This window comes from Actinomyces slackii, from assembly GCF_900637295.1.
GTDB lineage: Bacteria > Actinomycetota > Actinomycetes > Actinomycetales > Actinomycetaceae > Actinomyces > Actinomyces slackii.
Window position 1 is genome coordinate 412,509 of record NZ_LR134363.1, and the last position, 17,645, is coordinate 430,153.

Genomic DNA, 17,645 nt, shown 5'->3' on the forward strand with positions numbered 1-17,645 from the left:
CCGTGCTTATCAGCCTGCTGCGCCTGTACGCGCGCCCCTACCTGGGACTGCTCCTGGGCGTTCTGGTTCTCCAGTTCGCCCAGGTCATGGCCTCCCTGTACCTGCCGCGCCTCAACGCCACCATCATCGATGAGGGAGTCGCCACCGGCGACGTCGGCCTGATCTGGCGCACCGGCGGCCTCATGCTCCTGGTCTCGGTGGCCCAGGGCGCGGGCACGGTCCTGGCCACCTACCTGTCGGCGCGGGCCGCCATGAGCATGGGGCGCGACCTGCGCGGCGCGGTCTTCGAGCGGGTGGGGGACTTCTCGGAGCGGGAGATCTCCGCCTTCGGCGCGGGCTCCCTGATCACCCGCAACACCAATGACATCCAGCAGGTGCAGATGCTGGTCCTCATGAGCTGCACCATGCTGGTGACGGCCCCGGTCATGGCCGTCGGCGGCGTCATCATGGCCGTGACTCAGGCGCCGAGCCTGTCCTGGCTCATCGGCATCTCGGTGCCGGTGCTGCTGGTCACCGTGGGCCTGGTGGTGCGGCGCATGGTGCCGCTCTTCCGCAGCTATCAGGAGAAGCTCGACGGGATCAACCGGGTGATGCGCGAGCAGCTCACGGGCATCCGGGTCATCCGCGCCTTCGTGCGCGAGGAGGTCGAGGCCGAGCGCTTCGACGGGGCCAACCGGGATATCGCCTGGGTGGGCGAGCGGGTGGGTCGCCTGTTCATCCTCCTGTTCCCCCTGGTCATGCTCATCCTGGATGTCACCATCGTGGGTGTCCTGTGGTTCGGGGGCCACCAGATCGAGAGCGGGGATGTGGAGGTCGGGACCCTCATCGCCTTCATGGCCTACCTCATGCAGATCCTCATGGGCATTGTCATGGCCAGCTTCATGACGATCATGATCCCGCGCGCCGCCGTGTGCGCCGAGCGCATCGGGGAGGTCCTGGCCACCGACCCCTCCCTGGAGGTGGCGCCCGACGCCGTCGAGTCCTTCCCCACCCCGGGGACCGTCGAGCTGCGCGGGGTCACCTTCTCCTACCCCGACGCCCAGGAGCCGGTCCTGGAGGACCTCAGCTTCATGGTCCCGGCCGGCTCGACGACGGCGATCGTGGGCTCGACCGGCTCGGGCAAGTCCACGGTGGTCTCCCTGCTCACGCGCCTGGTGGAGGTCTCGTCGGGCAGCGTGCTCATCGGCGGGGTCGATGTGCGCGCCGCCGAGCCGGAGGCGCTGTGGGAGCAGTTCGGCCTGGTGCCGCAAAAGCCCTTCCTCTTCGCCGGGACGGTGGCCTCCAACCTGCGCCTGGGGCGCGAGGAGGCCACCGATGAGGAGCTGTGGCAGGCCCTGGAGGTGGCGCAGGCCCGCGATTTCGTGGAGCGGATGGACGAGGGGCTGGGCTCCTCGATCGCCCAGGGCGGCACGAATGTCTCGGGGGGCCAGCGCCAGCGCCTGGCCATTGCCCGCGCCCTGGTGCGCCGCCCCGCGATCCTCGTCTTCGACGACTCCTTCTCCGCCCTGGATGTGTCCACCGACGCCCGCCTGCGCGCGGCCCTGGGGCCGGCCACCCGCGGCGTGACGAAGATCGTCGTGGCCCAGCGGATCTCGACCATCACCGGCGCGGACCAGATCCTCGTCCTGGACTCCGGGCGCCTGGTGGGCCGCGGCACCCATGACGAGCTCCTGGCCTCCAGCCCGGTCTACCAGGAGATCGTCTCCTCCCAGCTCGGAGCGGAGGCCGCAGCATGACCACCGACCCCTACCGCAGCACTGGACAGCCTGAGCGCCCTGAGCTCCCCGGCGAGGCTCGCGAGCAGGCCCCACCGCCCCCCGGGCACTCGGCCCCGCCCATCCGCGGTCGCTCCGTGCCACCGGCCCCGCCCCCGCCGATCGAGCCCTCCGGTGGGACGACGCCGTCCCCTGCGTCGCCCACGACGCGGCCCATGGCGGAGCCCGCCGGCCCCGACGCAACCGGATCGCCGCAGTCTGTCCGCGCCGCCGCGCCGTCGGGTCGTGATGACGATCTCAGCGATGAGGACCTCCGGCTGGCGGCCGAAGCCCAGGCCGGCTCCGATGACTGGATGTCCGGCCCGCCCCCGGGCAAGGCCGAGGCCTTCTGGCCCTCCTTCAAGCGGATGCTCGGCCTGCTGACCGACTTCAAGCCGACGCTGGCGGTCATCGCCCTGGCCAGCATCATCGCCGTCGTCCTGTCGGTGGCCGCCCCCAAGGTCCTGGGCGAGGCCACGAACGTCATCTTCGAGGGCGTGCTGTCCAGCGCCATGTCCGGCACCACGAAGGAGGCGGCCGTGGCCGCCCTGGAGGAGCGCGGCATGGGGGACATGGCCGACATGCTCCGGGCCCTGGACATCAGGCCGGGCGAGGGCATCGACTTCGTGCGCCTGCGCGGCATCCTCCTGTCAGTCCTGGCCCTCTACGTGGGGGCGGCCTTCCTCAACTGGCTCGAGGGCTACCTGCTCAACCAGATCACCATCAAGTCCCTCTACCGCCTGCGCTCCCAGGTTGAGGACAAGATCCACCGCCTGCCCCTGAGCTACTTCGACCGCATGCAGCGCGGCGAACTGCTCAGCCGGCTGACCAACGACGTCGACAATGTCACCAACACCCTCCAGCAGTCCCTGTCCGGGGCCCTGACCTCGATCCTGACGATCGTGGGCGTGCTGGGCATGATGTTCTCGATCTCCTGGAAGCTGGCCCTGGTGGCCCTCATCATCGTCCCCCTGTCGGGGCTGGTGTTCGGGATCATCGGGCCGCGCTCCCAGAGGGCCTTCACCCGCCAGTGGGCCCGCACCGGTCGCATCAACACCCGCGTGGAGGAGTCCTTCTCCGGCCACGCCCTGGTGCGCGTCTACGGGCGCACGGACTGGACGCGCGAGTCCTTCGCCCAGGAGAACGAGGAGCTCTACCAGGCCGCTCTGAAGGCCCAGTTCCTCTCGGGGATCATGATGCCCATCCTCATGGTCATCGGGAACCTGTCCTATGTGGCCATCGCCGTGGTGGGTGGGGCCATGGTGGCCTCGGGGAGCCTGCGCCTGGGCGACGTGCAGGCCTTCATCCAGTACTCCCAGCAGTTCTCCCAGCCGCTGAGCCAGCTCGGCGGCATGGCCACGGCCGTGCAGTCGGGCACGGCCAGCGCCGAGCGGATCTTCGAGCTGCTCGACGCCGAGGAGGAGACCCCCGACGCCGGCGAGTCGGCGGGCGGCGTCCCGGCGGGGGCGCCCGCGGGCCCCGGTGTCATCGAGGTCGAGCATGTGCGCTTCTCCTACTCCCCGGACACCGAGCTCATCCGCGACCTGTCCCTGCGAGTCGAGCCCGGGCACACCGTGGCGATCGTGGGACCCACTGGCGCGGGCAAGACCACCCTGGTCAACCTGCTCATGCGCTTCTACGAGGTCGACGCCGGCCGCATCCTGCTCGATGGGCGCGACACCGCATCGATGACGCGGCACGATGTGCGCCGTCGGACCGGGATGGTGCTCCAGGATCCCTGGCTCTTCGAGGGCACGATCCGCGAGAACATCCGCTACGGGCGCCCCGGGGCCACCGATGCCGAGGTGGAGGCGGCCGCGCAGGCCTGCTTCGTCGACCACATCATCAAGGCGCTGCCGCAGGGCTATGACACGGTGCTGGAGGAGGACGCGGCCAATATCTCGGCCGGGGAGCGCCAGCTGCTGACCATCGCCCGGGCCTTCGTGGCCGGGCCGTCGGTGCTCATCCTCGATGAGGCCACCAGCTCGGTGGACACCCGCACCGAGCTGCTGGTGCAGCGGGCCATGAATGCGCTGCGCCAGGGGCGCACGAGCTTCATCATCGCCCACCGCCTGTCCACGATCCGCGACGCCGACACGATCCTGGTCATGGAGCACGGCGACATCGTCGAGCAGGGCAGCCATGACGAGCTCCTGGCCGCCGGCGGGGCCTACGCCCGCCTGCACGCCAGCCAGTTCGCCGAGGACGCCTAGCGGCGGGGCGCGAAAGGGCCGGCGATGGCAGCACTGTGTCCGCCGTGAACAACTTTGAGACTCTCCTCCGCCTACCGAATTCACAAATACCCAGGTCAGAGCGCCTTTCCGGTGCTGGATCCATGAGCGGAGACGGGCAAAGTTGTTCACGGTGGACAACGTCAGCGGGAACGACACCGGGGCGGCGCGGACGAGCCTCTGCGTCGCCGACGAGCCTTTGCGTAGACGACGAGCCTTTGCGTCAATCACCCCTGTGCTAACCCCAGTTCGATGACGCGAACCCTCGTCCGATACGCAGACCCTCGTCGTCGACGCCGGCCCATCGTGCCCGCCGTCAGTCGGCCATGAGGCTGTGGGCGCTGATCCTGGCGATGGGGCGCGCGGCCAGAGCCGAGGCGGCCACCGCGGCCAGCACCACCGCTGCGCCGAGGACGAGGGCCGGCCAGGCGGGAATGCCCACCGTGACCCGCATGATCCCCACTCCGGAGAGCATGGCGGTCAGCAGGGGGCGCACAAGGGCCAGCCCCGCCAGGCAGCCGACCAGCGTCCCGGTGATCAGGGGCGGCAGGATGGACCATCGCACCCGAGCCGCCGCCTGGCGCGCGGTCATCCCCAGGGCCTTGAGCAGGCCCGACTCGGTCCGCGAGCGCGCCACGAGCGAGCCCGTCATGAGGCCGACCACGAGGACCACGGCCAGGGCGGTGGAGATCATGAGCACCGCGGACAGCAGCGGGATCATCGACAGGTAGCTGCCGACCTGGACGGCCATGGCGTCTCGCATGTTGACCACCTGGTAGTCGGAGCCCAGGTCTTCCTGCAGTTGTGCAGCCACTGCCGCGGCATCGGCGCCCTCCTCGACGAAGACCCCCACTCCACTCAGGCTCGCCTCGGGCGCCAGCTCCGCATAGGCCTGCCGGGTCATCATCGCGAATCTCCCGAAGTTGGCGGCCCCGCTGGCCAGCCCGGTGACGAGGTAGTCGTGGGAGTCGCCGGACAGGCCCACCGTCCAGGTGTCGCCGACCTCCAGGCCCAGGCTGCGGGCCAGGCCGGGTCCCAGCACGACCTCATTGGGCTGGCGGGCCGAGCGCCCCTCATAGACCGGGCTGGTGGGCAGTTCCTCCGGCTGGTCGACGACGACGATCATCACCCCGCCGCCATCGATGGTCTCCGAGCGGTGGTCCATGGGCAGGGCGGCGGCCACCTGCGGCATGCCGCTGGCGCGGTTAACGGCCTGCTGGACCTGGTCCGGGTCCGTGGCGGTGACGCTCACCTGCTCCATGACACCGCCCAGGAGCAGGGACAGAGCGTTGTCCCGCAGTGCGAGCGTCCCCAGCCCGCAGGCGGAGAACACCGAGGCCATCGCGCAGGCCGCGGACACGACGGCGATCAGGGAGCTGCGCCCCGGGGCGGCGAGGATGGCCTTGAGGCCGAGCAGCATGGCCAGTGGGCCCCGCGTCCGTCCCAGGGGCAGGCGGGTGCGGGTGAAGGCGTGATCGGCCTGTCCGCCGCGCAGCGCCTCCACTGCGCTCATGCGCCCCGCGCGGCGGGCGGTGAGCGCGTCGGTGAGCCAGATGATCGCGCCGACCCCTGCGGCGCATCCCGCCAGGATGACCGGGTCGGGGTGCGCCTGCCAGGAGATCCCCGTCTGGGCGCGCAGCATGGTGGACAGGTGTGGCAGGACGGCGTGGCTGAGCACCGCCCCGATCAGGGCGCCGGCCGCGCCCACCAGGGCGAAGCCGGTGACCATGGGCCGCGTCACCCCGCCGGTTGTCATGCCCATGGCGCGCAGCATGCCCACGGCCTCCAGGTCCTCACGGATTGCCGTGCGCAGCATGAAGGCCAGGACGAGGACCACCACGGCGGTGATCATCGAGGAGAACAGGAGGACGACGACGGCCATGAGCCCCACTGATGTCTCATTGGCCATGCTCACGGTGCGGCGGCTCATGCCCCAGACCTCGGTGATGCCCTGGTCCTCGGTGGCCTGGGCGATCGCCGCCTCCGGCCTGCTGCCCGGATCCTCAAGTCGGGTCTTGATGAGCACGGAGGGCACCGGGATGGTGCCCGTCTGGGCTCCGGCACTGCTGGCGGCCGGGTCGGCGCTCAGCTCCAGCATGTCCTGCTGGGCCCGGGCCTCCAGGGCCCGGTAGTCGGCCTGGGGCACTCCGAGCCATATCTGCCCCAGGGGCGGCATGCCGCCGTAGGTGGCCTCGACGAATCCCTGGATGTGGAAGCGGCGCTCGCCGGCGGGCGTGCTCAGGACCAACTCGTCGCCGAGCTCGTATCCTCCTGCCGCCTGGAGGGTCAGGGGCGCCCAGACCGGGTTGTCCACGGGCCAGGCGGCCTGGGTGACCACCTCCCGGCGCCCCATGTCGGGGGTGGAGTCGGCGTCGTAGAAGACGAAGGACGAGGGCAGGGTGTCCTCGCCGTAGGGGATGGATCCGCTGATGGCGACCATCGGGTCGGCCTCCACCTCGGTGACCCGGTCGTCGCGGCGCAGGGCGGCCTCGACGGCGTCGGCCCGCTCGTCGCGGGGCAGGAGGACGACGGCGTCGGGCGTGCGCCAGTCATCGGCCTTGGCCTCCAGGTAGGCGCCGTGCTGGGTGATCATGACCAGGGCGGTGGTGATGAGCAGTCCCGCGATGAGGCAGAGGATGGTGATGGCCGCGACCAGGCCGGGGTGCTTGCGCAGCGCGCGGCGGATGAGGAGGAGGGAGGCCGACGGCGGCGGCCCGGGGCGGAGGATGCGGCGGGTCGGCACGCTCACCACCCCATCTCGGTCAGGAAGGCCGTCAGGGCCGTCATGCGCTCATCCCGGGAGCCTGACAGGGCGAGCTCCTCGCCGATGCGCCCGTCGCGCAGGTAGAGGAGGCGCTCGGCCCGGCAGGCCGAGGGCAGGTCGTGGGTGACCATGACGATGGTCTGGCCGTCGTCGTGCACCTGGCCGAGGAGGTCGAGGACGGAGGCCGAGTGCGCCGAGCCGAGCTGGCCGGTGGGCTCATCGGCGAAGACGACGGCGGGCCGGTTCATGAGGGCCCGGGCGATGGCCACGCGCTGGGCCTCCCCGCCGGAGAGCATGCTGGGGGTCTTGGACCAGTCCCGCTCCGGCAGGCCCACACGCTCCAGGAGCTCGCCGGCCCGGCGGGACAGTGCTCGGCGGTCGTGGCTGATGAGCAGGCCCACGACCAGGAGGTTCTCCAGGACGCTCAGGGAGTCCAGCAGGTGGATCCGCTGGAAGACGAAGCCGCAGTGGCGGCGTCGGAAGCGGGCCAGTTCGTCCTCGCCCAGGCCCGTCAGGTCGGTTCCCTCCAGGGTGACGGTGCCCAGGGTGGGGCGGTCCAGTCCGGACAGCGCATGGAGGAGGGTGGACTTGCCCGCCCCCGAGGGGCCCATGATGACGGTGAAGGAGCCCTTCTCGACGCTCAGGTCCAGGTTGCGCAGCACATGCTGCTGGGCCCCGCCCACGGAGAAGGTCTTGGAGAGCCTGCCCGTGGTGATCACCGGGGCGCCGCGCGGTCCCTCGTCACTCCCCGGCCCACTGGTCTCTTCCATGGTCGTGACCTCCTGCCGCGTCATCCTGCGCTCCTCTCCTGTGCCTGCCGTGCCGCCTCGCATTGCTGCCGCCTCGCACTGCTGCCCGACGCTACGGGGAGCGCCGGGCCGAGGTCCTGACGAAACTCCTGCGATTCGCCTACGATTCATGCCGACGCCGGGCAGCGCCGTCTGCGCGTCGTCGAGCGGCCACGGGGCTGCGGGCCTGAGCGCTCCATTGGGCTGCACGGGCCACAGCCGACCTGTCAGGCCAGCGGCACGGTGAGGGTGACTCTCAGTCCTCCGGCCTGGGGCAGGCTGGCGCGGATGTGGCCGCCCATGCGCTCCATGAGCTGGGCGCAGATGAACAGGCCCAGCCCGTGCCCGGGCGTGCCCGCGGCGTTGTCACCGCGCTGGCCCCGGGCGAGGATGAGGCCGATCTCGCTGGCCTGGACGCCTGGGCCGGAGTCGGTCAGGCTCAGCTCCAGGCTCTCGCCGTCGAGCCGGCCGGTGACCTCGATGGGCGTATCGGCGTACTTGTAGGAGTTCTGCACGATGTTGTCCACGACCTGGGCCAGACGACGCCGGTCGGCGCGCACCAGCACCGCCGGCAGGACGCCGATGCGGGCCAGGCCCCGGTGGTCGGCCTGGCGCACCAGGTCGGCCAGGACCTGGCTGCTCATCTCCTCGGGTGTCACGCCCAGGGCGGCGATCTGGCTGTCGTGGGCGTGGAAGAGGTCGCCGATGAGCGCATCGACCTGGCGGCCCTTGGCCTGGATGACGGCCAGGCGCTCAGCGTCGGCCGGGGAGCGCGCCGAGAGCTCCAGGAGCTCGGCGGTGGCGCAGATCGTGGCCACGGGGGTGCGCAGGTCGTGGCCGATCTCGGCGATGAGGGCCTCCTTGGAGGCCCGCTCCTCGGCCTCCCGGCGCCGGGCGGCCGCCAACTCGGTGCGCAGCAGGTCGAAGCTCTGGCTCCAGGCCCCGAAGGCCTGGCCGCGCTCGACCTCCAGCGGTGCCGACAGGTCGCCGTCGGCCACTCGGGCGGCGAATCGCTCCAGGCGGGTGAAGGGCGCCAGCACGCGGGCGTGCAGCCAGGCCAGCAACGCGGCCATCAGTGCCACGGCGACGACGAGGGTCCCCGCCCCCGCCCAGGCGACCTGGCGCTGGTGGGCCTCCAGCGCGCCAGGTGGTCGTCGTCGACGAATACCCAGGCCACGACCCGGTCCTCGACCACCACCGGTGCGGCCAGGGGCCGGTGCTGCGCGCTCCATCCCAGGACCGTCAGGTTGTCGGCGGTGGTGGGAGGCGCCCCGGAGCCGCTCGGGGAGGGGGCAGGGGATGCCCCGGGGTCCTGGACGGGGCCGGTCGGCTGCTCACTGGAGCCAGCGAGCCGCAGCGGGCGGCCCTGGGCGTCCACCACGAGGAGGCCGTCGGTATCCGCCAGGCCGGCGCTGCCGGGGTGGGGCCAGACCGCGGCCAGGCGATGGGCGACGTCGTTGGCGCGGGCGGGGTCGGCGGCTGGGAGATCCCGTGAGGCCAGGGCGCCCAGGACCGCCAGGCCCACGGCGAGGGTCAGGGCGAGCAGCACGACTGCGGCGCCGAGCGCGCGCATCAGGGCGCCTCGAAGAGGTAGCCGCGCCCCCAGACCGTGCGGATGTAGGTCGGGGAGTCGGGGTCGGGCTCGACCCGGGTGCGCAGGCGCCGCATGTGGGCGCTCAGCGTGCCCTCGCTGGTGTACTCGTCTCCCCATACGGCGCGGATGATCTCCTCCTTGGTGCGCACGGCGCCGCGATGGGCCACGAGGTGGCGCAGGATCCTGTCCTCCAGGGCGGTCAGGTGCACCTCATCGCCGTCCAGGTAGGTGCGGCCGGTGGAGGCCTCCACGCGCAGGCGACCATCGTCGAAACCCGGCGTGGGAGGCGGCCCGGCCGGGTCGGCTGGATCGGCTGGATCGTCTGCTTGGTCGACGGCGGGCGCAGTGCCGCCGGCGGCGGTGCGCTCCAGGGCGCGGCGCACCTTGGCCAGGAGCACGGCCAGGGAGAAGGGCTTGGTGACGTAGTCATCCCCGCCCAGGGACAGGCCCTGGACCTGGTCGACGTCGGAGGCTCTCGCCGAGACGAAGATGATCGGCACCTGGGAGATGGCACGCAGCCGGCGGCACAGCTCATAGCCGCTCATGCCGGGCAGGCCCACGTCCAGCAGCACGACGCCGGGCGCGCGCCAGGAGGCCGCAGCCAGGGCGGATTCGGCGTCCGGGCAGTGGTGGACGCTCAGTCCGAAGGCCTCGAGGTAGTCGCGGACCGCCGCGGCGAGGTCGGCCTCGTCCTCGACCAGCAGGACCTCGGTGTCTGCGCTCATGGGCCCAGCAAAGCACAACGCGGGGCCACGACGCCTCATCAGCGGTTACCGGATCACAGGACGATCGGCCATGCGGCCAGCACGACGGCGAAGGCCGCCAGGCTGGGGACGTACTTCCGGGGGTGGCGGAGTACCTCGCGCTCTGACTTCCATGAGGTCAGGGGCCTGTACCGCTCGAGAATCATGGCGGCCGCTGAGGCGACGATCGACGCGATGACGATGACAACGAGGGTCGCACGAGGATGGGGAACAGCCTGCATGGGCGCGAGCGTGACAAGGACGGCGCACAGGACGTAGAAGACGGCGAGGTGACTGCCGAAGCGCAGCAGCGTCAGCCATGCCCGTGGCGCCGTGGTGATCACCAGCAGAGTACTTGGATGCCTGGAGAAGTAGGAGTTCAACGGGGTGTTCTGAAACACCACGATGAATCCAAGCATGAAGGGCACGCTCTGCGCTTGGAGCATGAGGTTGAAAGCAATTCCAATACCGAGCATTCCCAAGGAATTGATCGCAGTCATCCGTGAGGTGAGGATCTCACCGACAACAAGGCTGGAGCCGGCCAGGCGGGGGACGCGGGTCGGCCTGCTGCTATCGCCACTGAGATCGATGGCGGCGGCCACGCATATGGCTCCTGCGACAGAGGCGATCGCTGCCGCATAACCTGGACCCAGGTAGATGACCACGATGACCAGGCCCGCCAGGACTGCGGCAGCGCTGAGCCGATGGCGGCGAGCCGCACCGCTCCAGACGATGAGGAGGACCGGGGCGAGTCCGAGTCCGAGGGCGAGGAGGATCCCGGCGTCGATGAGCGATCCGGCCGCACTGGTGACGATGAAGACGGTGGCGGGGAGCAGGGCCTCGATGAGGACGAGGAGCATCCCCAGCACCTGGACTGCGCGAGTGAGGTCCGCCATGGGGAGTGGGAACCGCATGAGATTCTGCCATCGGCCACTGCGAACCCATGTCCACGCCACCGTGGACACGGCTCCCGATGTCGCCATGATGATCCCGAGCGCCGCGCCTCTCTCATGGATGGTGACGCTGACGTTCATCCCGACCCATAGCGCGACCCCGGTCATGACGAGGCCGGAAAGAAGGAGTCTCCAGCCGAGGAACTCACCGGCAACGGCCTCAACGGCCAGCATCCTAGGAGATGAGGGAGACCACATCACGAGAGTCCTCCGGTGTTGCGAAGGGGCCGGTCATCGTCCCGGAGGACAGGACGAACAGACGCGTCGTGCATCTGGTGAACGATTCCGCGATATGTGAGCTGAGCAGGACGCACTGGCCGTGCGAGGCCGCGTCGACGATCCGCTGATAGAGGTACTCCGTGGAGGCGAAATCGAGGAAGTCCACTGGCTCATCGAGAAAAAGGATGTCCACCTGCGTGTGGAAAGCGGCGATGAGACTCGCCTTCTTGCGCGACCCGCTGGACAACTGAGAAAAAGGTGTGCCGCGATACTCACCGAAGTTAAAACCCTCGACAAGCTCATCGAGCAGTCGCGCGCGCTTCCTGCTGCTGTATGCGCGATCCAGGAATCGCACGAAGGTGTCGAGCGACCACGTCGGGAATGATGAGTCATCAGCAAAGGACAGGTATCGCTGCTTCATGAAGGCCGAATCGGCCGGATCAATCGACCTGCCGCGGTATCTCAACGCCTTGATCGAGCACCCTCGGTGGGCTTGGCACAAGGCCTTGAGAAGTGTTGTCTTCCCGGCGCCATTGATGCCGATCAGACCAACAGCCTCCCCTGCCACCAGGCTCAACGAGACGTCCTCAACTACCGGCTTCCGGCGATCATACCAGGCTGTCAAGCCTTCCAACTCAAGAATGGACCTCGCCATGCCAAATCCTCAAATTCAGTTCGCGTTCACACAGGCACCTCTATTCAGCTTCACTCGTTCCGGTTCTTAAAAAAACTAACAGCAGAGAAGCCCAAGAAAATGAGGCCAACTAGCAAAAATAGAATGGCGAATATGGTATCACTATCGACGAAGTTCTTCGCCGCCACGATCATGAACATTAGACCAATGAGAGCGCGAATCGCGGCACGCACCCCCGAAGGACGTTCAGACTGCGACATGACATCCACCTTCCTCGTCGAGAAGATCGGCTTGCCTCAACAGCGTACAGCCGGACGGCCGGAGAAATCAATGCGGAAACGACAGCAGAAGACACCATCGGGGCTAAAGTCCCGCTCTTCATGAACGCAACCTGATCGTCCAGTAAAAGCGACTCGCACGTTCATGATGCAACTTCCGGTCTTGGCGCCGCTACTCAATACTGACATTCATCAATACCCGCCCCTGCAGTATTTCGCAAGGTTGAGATCACTCAATTCAGCACCTACGGGGGCTCTCCCCGAATGACAGTAAGGCCCCTCCTGACGGCAGCGTCGTCACCAGTCCACCACCTGCCAAATCCCTGGGAAGACCCTGACCAGGGCCGAAGCCCGCAGACCCCCGCACCCGCCTGCTCCTAGACTCTCCCCGTGCACACGACCCGCTCGGCAGCGCGGATGGGCGCGAGCCTCCTCGCCTCGCCCCTGACCGCCCTCCTCGGCTGGGCCGGCCTGCTCATCGCCGCGTGGGTCTCCCTGACCGACAACGGAGCCTGGGTCTTCAAGCTCGACTCCTTCGTCTACTACTACGCCGTCCTCCAGTGGCACGACGGCGGGAGCCTCTACGAGTGGTACGCCAACCCCGCCCAGTCCCTGTGGCCCTTCACCTACACTCCCCTGGCCGCATGGCTCATCACGCCCCTGACACTGCTGACCTACGAGTGGGCCACGGCGCTCCTGGTGGCCGCCACTCCCCTCTGCGCGGGCCTGACCGCCTGGGCCGCCCTGCGCGCCCTGGCCGGTGATCGCCCGGGGCCAAGCACTCCACGACCGAGCACTCCACAACGCCGCGCCCTCATCCGCGGGGCGGCCCCCTGGGTGGGGCTCCTGGGCGTCATGCTCCTGGAGCCCTTCCCCAAGACCATGGAGTACGGGCAGGTCAATGCCATCCTCATGGCCCTGGTCGCCGTCGACCTCCTCCTCGTCCCGGAGCGATCGCGCTGGCGCGGGGCTCTCAGCGGTCTGGCCGCCGCCATCAAGCTGACCCCCGCCATCGCCGTCCTGGTGCTGCTGGCCCGTGGGGAGTGGCGGGCCGCGGCCACCATGGTGGGCAGCGCCGTCGGCCTGACCGCCCTGGCGGCCCTGGCCAGCCCCACTGAGACCTGGGACTTCTTCACCTGGGCCATGTGGGACTCGGGTCGGGCGGGCTTCGCCGACTACTCCGGCAACCAGAACCTCAAGGGCGCCATCGCCCGCGGCCTGCCCGAATCGCTGTGGACCCCCGCCTGGGCGGCCTGCGCCGCGGCTGCCGTCCTGGCGGCCTGGCTCCTGTGCCGACGGCTGGACGCTTTGCGATCCTCTCAGGCCGGCGCCCTACTGCCTAGCCCCTCCCCTGCGGTCACATCGCAGACCGGCACCCCGCTGACCGGCTCGGACTCCGCACCCACCCCATCAGCCCCCTGGGACGACGGTCTCATCCTGCTTCTGCAGGTCTGCGCTGTCATGACCCTAGGACTGCTCATCTCCCCTATCTCCTGGTCCCACCACTGGGTGTGGTCCCTGCCCTCGATCATCGCCCTGGGCGCCGCATCCTGGCGCTGGTACTCCACCAGCCTGGGGGTCGCCGCCCTGGCCGGGGCGATGGTCTTCATCGTGGCGATGCAGTGGTGGTTCCCCGAGCAGAACCATGTTGAGCAGGACTGGCCCACCTGGGCCAAGGCCGTGGGCTCCTCCTACACGTGGTGGGCCCTGGGCTCAGGGGTCACTCTGGCCCTCGTTGCCGGGCGCCGCGCCCGACGCAGCGCCTAAGATCGCCCCGTGCCCCTTTCCGACATCGCCCGCGCCGTCGAGGACCGCTTCCACCGCGACTCGATCCCCGTGCTCAAGCGCAAGGGATGGCGCCCCCGCGTCATCCCCTACAACGGCTATGGCACCGCCGGGAACGCGCAGGCCACCGCAGCGGCCGGCCCCTCCGGCCCTTCAGGCACTACCAGCGGGCAGTCCATGGCGCGCGTCCTGGCGCGCATGGTCATGCGCCCCCCGAACGCCCCCAAGGAGGGCCCGCTGTTCGTGTCCCTGCCCGAGCGCCTGCCGGCCAGCCCCTCCCAGGCGCGGGACATCGCGGTGACGAGCCTGGCCGAGGCCCAGCGCGGATGGCGGGTCTTCATCGATGCCCCGGTGCCCTACCTGCCGGTGACGGTGCGCGTCGGCTCGCGCAGCGTGCGCACGCGGGCCGATCACAACGGCTACATCGACGTCGTCGTGCGCGACCACGACCTCGCGCCCGGCTGGCATGAGGCGCAGATCGACGCCGCCGGGGCCGGCACCGTGCGCTGCGGGCTGCTCATCGTCCCCCCGGGCCCGCGCCTGGGCATCATCTCCGACATCGACGACACCGCCATGGTCAGCCATGTCCCGCGCGTGCTCGTGGCCGCCTGGAACCAGCTGGTCAAGCACTCCTCAGCCCGTGAGCCGGTTCCCGGCATGGCCCAGCTCTACCGGCAGATCCAGGCCGCCAACCCCGGCACGCCCATCATGTACCTGTCCACGGGGGCCTGGAATGTGGTGCCCACGCTGCGCGCCTTCTTCCGCCGCCACGGCTTCCCCGACGGCCCCGCCCTCATGACGGACTGGGGTCCCACCAACACCGGATGGTTCCGCTCGGGCATCGAGCACAAGCGCACCGAGCTGCGCCGGCTCATGATCGATCTGCCGGAGATCACCTGGCTGCTGGTGGGCGACGACGGCCAGCACGACCCTCTCATCTACGGCGAGGCCGCCCGCCAGCACGCCGATCGGATCGCAGCGGTCGCCATTCGCCGCCTGACCCCCGCCCAGCAGGTGCTGGCCGGCGGGCTGACCGTCCACCCCATGGGCATCGGCCCGGAGGCGCGCACCCTGGCTGAGGCGGATGTGCCCGTCGTCGTCGGGACCGATGGGTACGAGCTGGCGCGCCTGCTGCCGCCCGAGCTGCTGACCACCGCCGCCTACCGCTGAGGGCCACCCGCCCCTCAGACGCTCACGCCGATGAGGTGGCCGATCCCCCAGGTCACGGCCATGGCCAGCGCTCCACCGATGACCACGCGCAGGACGGCGGGCCGCACGGGCGCGTCGCCCAGGTGCGCCGACACGGCCCCGGTGATGCCCAGGCCGATGAGCACGGAGAAGAAGGTGACCGGGATCTGGACGGACACGGGGATGAGGATGATGGCCAGCATCGGCAGCAGCGAGCCGATGGTGAAGGCGACGGCGCTGGACAGGGCCGCGTGCCAGGGGTTGGTGTAGTCGTCCTCCCGCAGGCCCAGCTCGGCATCCAGGTGCGCGCCGACGGCGTCGTGCGCGGTGAGCTCGAGGGCCACCGTCATCGCCGTGGCGGGGCTCAGGCCCTTGGCGCGGTAGTGGGAGGCGAGCTCATCGATGCCGGCCTCGGGGTCATGGGCGAGCTCGGCGCGCTGGCGCGCCACGAGGGCCTTCTCGGTGTCGGACTGGGTGGAGACCGAGACGTACTCCCCAGCCGCCATGGACACGGCCCCGGCCAGGATGCCGGCCACGCCAGCCGCCACGATCGCGCCGGTGTTGGTGGGCGCGGCGGCGGCCACGCCGATGACCAGACCGGCGACGGACACGATGCCGTCGTTGGCGCCCAGCACCCCGGCTCGCAGCCAGTTCAGCCGGGAGGCGAGCTCCGAGGCGCTGCGGGAGCCGCTCGAGCCGTCCTGGGCATCGCCGGGCCCGGAGTCGGCGGGGGGCTGCCCGGGCGAGTCAGCGGTCCCCGTGGGCTCGGCCGACGCGGTAAGGCCGATGTGCAGCAGCTCGTGGGAGGTGGGGCAGGTCAGGGGCAGCCGAGCATCGATGCTGGGCATGCCGGTAGGAGCTCCGGGCAGTGGGCCGGTCCCTGCGTCTAAGGGGCTCGGGGCGAGGGTCGTGCGTGCGTTCACGTCTCAACAGTAGAACCAATCAATCCTTCTGTATAGCAAAGGAAGTCTTACCTCATGAAGGACTGCCTGCCCTGCCCTCCCCTCGCCCCTTCGCGGCGGGCGGAGGGCGCCGATCATCGCGACCCGCCCCAGACCGGTAGGGTCTTGCCCCAGGAAGGCGCCGACTCAAGGCGCCCTGGCCAGGGTCTCCCTGGCAGAGCCGCAGATCGAATCACGACACCAGGAGGCACTCATGGCCGGCAAGCTCCCCTTCCTCATCGGACTCGGCGCGGGCTATGTGCTGGGCACGCGCGCGGGCCGGGCCCAGTACGAGCGCATCAAGGCCACGGCCACGCGGGTCACTGAGCAGCCCTTCGTGCGCGAGAGGATGGACGCCGCCTCCGCCCGTGTGGGCCGGGCCGTGCGCTCCCAGGGCGAGGCCGTCGCCGAGAAGGTCGCCGAGGCCGTCAAGGAGCGCCTCTTCTCCAGCCCCGCCCAGCGCTCCGAGCCCGCCTCCCCCGTCCAGGTCGACGACGCCCAGCTGCGCCCCCTGGACTGAGCCGGGCCGGCGCCGCCGAGCCGAGGCGGTGCCCCTGAGCCGGGCCGGCGCCGCTGAGCCGAGGCGGTGCCCCCGAGCCGGGCCGGCGCCGCTGCCCCCGCCACCCGAGGCGCCGACGACGTGCCTTTGCGTATCGGACGAGGGTTCGCGTCATCGAACTGGGGTTAGCACAGGGGTGAATGACGCATACCCTCGTCGTCGACGCAAACGCACGTCGTCTACGCAAAGTCTCGTCTGCCACCCCGCCTGTCAGCGCAGGCGGGATGGCACGGGTAGGGCGGGGCAGCGCGGGCCGGGTGGCGCAGGCGCGGGCCGGGTGGCGCGGGCGCCGGCGGACGGCGCGCGCCGGGGCCAGAACCGCGCCGGGGCCAGGACCGCTCACGGGTCAGGCGTGGTCAGCAGGACCCGCCTCGCCAGCAGGACCGGCCTCGCCAGCAGGCTTGTGGGCGGGGCCGCCCGCTGACATACCTGACATGCCTGACCTGTCCGCGAAGACGGGGAGCTTCCAGGAGCGCCAGTAGGCCAGCAGGCACAGCCCCGCCCCCATGGCGGTGGAGGCGAGCATGGCGTAGGCATCGGGCAGGCCGGCGTGGATGGCCGCCACCTGGGTGCCCGCGGCCACCAGGGCGGGGACCGCGTAGAGCTTGTTGCCGCCGAACACCGCGGGGGTCTGCCCCACGGCGACGTCGCGGATCATGGATCCGCCCACAGCCGTCAGGCAGCCCAGCAGCAGTGCCGGCATGACGCCCAGCCCATTGACCAGGGCCTTGGAGGCGCCGGTGGCCGCCCAGCAGCCCAGCACGACGGCGTCGGCCACCACCAGCATGCGCCGGGCCGGCCGGGAGCGCAGTGGCACGAACCAGGCCACCGCCGCACCCAGGCAGGCCGTGTACAGGTAGTAGGGGTCGGTCAGGGCGACGGGCGGGCCGGCCTGGATCATGAGGTCGCGCAGGACGCCCCCGCCGGTGGCCGTCAGCATGGCCAGGACGATGAAGCCCACCAGATCGAAGCCCTTGCCCCGGGCGATCAGCCCGCCCAGGATCCCGTTGAGCAGCACCCCGCACAGGTCGATCACCCGGAAGGTGTCCGACAGCGCCTGCGGGGCCTGAAGCGCCGCGGGCAGCTCACCGGCGTCCAGGACCACCTCGTTCCCTCCTCATCCTGCTCCCATGACGTCCATGACCCACGGCCGGAGCGGGCGCCGCGGCCGGCCCTCGGCCCCATGGGCGCGACGGCGGCGCAACCCTAACCGA

General features: G+C 70.3%; 15 protein-coding genes. 5 read left to right on the forward strand and 10 right to left on the reverse strand.

What is annotated here, in order from left to right; translation table 11 throughout:
* Positions 1 to 2 precede the first annotated feature (2 nt).
* Together EL266_RS01675 and EL266_RS01680 are read left to right on the forward strand one after the other, a co-directional pair.
* Positions 3 to 1,736: an ABC transporter ATP-binding protein gene (locus EL266_RS01675; RefSeq protein WP_026427050.1), complete on the forward strand. Its 1,734-nt coding sequence runs from the start codon at positions 3 to 5 to the stop codon at positions 1,734 to 1,736.
* Entirely contained in the window at positions 1,733 to 3,967 is a 2,235-nt protein-coding gene (locus EL266_RS01680) for an ABC transporter ATP-binding protein (protein WP_408608481.1), read from the forward strand. The genes EL266_RS01675 and EL266_RS01680 overlap by 4 nt, the downstream gene beginning before the upstream one ends.
* Before the next feature lie 334 nt (positions 3,968 to 4,301).
* Here the strand turns inward: EL266_RS01680 and EL266_RS01685 are convergent, their stop codons facing one another.
* From EL266_RS01685 to EL266_RS01715, 8 genes are all read right to left on the reverse strand, one after another.
* Entirely contained in the window at positions 4,302 to 6,734 is a 2,433-nt protein-coding gene (locus tag EL266_RS01685; RefSeq protein ID WP_232012080.1) for an ABC transporter permease, read from the reverse strand.
* Positions 6,731 to 7,519, reverse strand: coding sequence for an ABC transporter ATP-binding protein (locus EL266_RS01690; protein WP_051281210.1), 789 nt, complete (start codon positions 7,517 to 7,519; stop codon positions 6,731 to 6,733). Before EL266_RS01690 ends, EL266_RS01685 begins: the two co-directional genes overlap by 4 nt.
* A 245-nt stretch (positions 7,520 to 7,764) precedes the next feature.
* Positions 7,765 to 8,610 carry a HAMP domain-containing sensor histidine kinase gene (locus EL266_RS13580; RefSeq protein ID WP_232012174.1) on the reverse strand — a complete coding sequence of 282 codons (846 nt, stop codon included), beginning with the start codon at positions 8,608 to 8,610 and terminating at the stop codon, positions 7,765 to 7,767.
* Positions 8,610 to 9,110 carry a hypothetical protein gene (locus tag EL266_RS13585; protein ID WP_232012081.1) on the reverse strand — a complete coding sequence of 167 codons (501 nt, stop codon included), beginning with the start codon at positions 9,108 to 9,110 and terminating at the stop codon, positions 8,610 to 8,612. Before EL266_RS13585 ends, EL266_RS13580 begins: the two co-directional genes overlap by 1 nt.
* The gene (locus tag EL266_RS01700; RefSeq protein ID WP_026427054.1) at positions 9,110 to 9,856 is read right to left on the reverse strand and encodes a response regulator transcription factor; all 747 of its coding nucleotides are present in this window, start codon (positions 9,854 to 9,856) and stop codon (positions 9,110 to 9,112) included. The genes EL266_RS13585 and EL266_RS01700 overlap by 1 nt, the downstream gene beginning before the upstream one ends.
* 53 nt (positions 9,857 to 9,909) lie before the next feature.
* Positions 9,910 to 10,770 (reverse strand): hypothetical protein, encoded by an 861-nt coding sequence (locus EL266_RS01705; protein WP_126412055.1) that lies wholly within the window; start codon positions 10,768 to 10,770, stop codon positions 9,910 to 9,912.
* 232 nt (positions 10,771 to 11,002) lie between these two features.
* Positions 11,003 to 11,701 (reverse strand): ABC transporter ATP-binding protein, encoded by a 699-nt coding sequence (locus tag EL266_RS01710; RefSeq protein ID WP_026427056.1) that lies wholly within the window; start codon positions 11,699 to 11,701, stop codon positions 11,003 to 11,005.
* A 50-nt stretch (positions 11,702 to 11,751) separates the two neighbouring features.
* Positions 11,752 to 11,940 carry a hypothetical protein gene (locus EL266_RS01715; protein WP_026427057.1) on the reverse strand — a complete coding sequence of 63 codons (189 nt, stop codon included), beginning with the start codon at positions 11,938 to 11,940 and terminating at the stop codon, positions 11,752 to 11,754.
* Positions 11,941 to 12,348: 408 nt separating this feature from the next.
* Between EL266_RS01715 and EL266_RS01720 the strand changes: the two genes are divergently transcribed.
* On the forward strand, positions 12,349 to 13,725 hold the full coding sequence (locus tag EL266_RS01720; protein ID WP_331852934.1) for a glycosyltransferase 87 family protein: 1,377 nt from the start codon (positions 12,349 to 12,351) through the stop codon (positions 13,723 to 13,725).
* Between the two features lie 9 nt (positions 13,726 to 13,734).
* The gene (locus EL266_RS01725; RefSeq protein ID WP_026427058.1) at positions 13,735 to 14,913 is read left to right on the forward strand and encodes an App1 family protein; all 1,179 of its coding nucleotides are present in this window, start codon (positions 13,735 to 13,737) and stop codon (positions 14,911 to 14,913) included.
* 14 nt (positions 14,914 to 14,927) lie between these two features.
* Here EL266_RS01725 and EL266_RS01730 read toward each other — a convergent pair whose 3' ends face one another.
* The gene (locus EL266_RS01730) at positions 14,928 to 15,779 is read right to left on the reverse strand and encodes a VIT1/CCC1 transporter family protein (protein WP_084500775.1); all 852 of its coding nucleotides are present in this window, start codon (positions 15,777 to 15,779) and stop codon (positions 14,928 to 14,930) included.
* Positions 15,780 to 16,086: 307 nt separating this feature from the next.
* Between EL266_RS01730 and EL266_RS01735 the strand changes: the two genes are divergently transcribed.
* On the forward strand, positions 16,087 to 16,392 hold the full coding sequence (locus tag EL266_RS01735) for a hypothetical protein (RefSeq protein ID WP_026427059.1): 306 nt from the start codon (positions 16,087 to 16,089) through the stop codon (positions 16,390 to 16,392).
* A 385-nt stretch (positions 16,393 to 16,777) separates the two neighbouring features.
* On the opposite strand, the gene EL266_RS01740 is transcribed toward EL266_RS01735, so the two are convergent.
* Positions 16,778 to 17,536: a trimeric intracellular cation channel family protein gene (locus EL266_RS01740; protein ID WP_408608482.1), complete on the reverse strand. Its 759-nt coding sequence runs from the start codon at positions 17,534 to 17,536 to the stop codon at positions 16,778 to 16,780.
* Positions 17,537 to 17,645 lie beyond the last annotated feature (109 nt).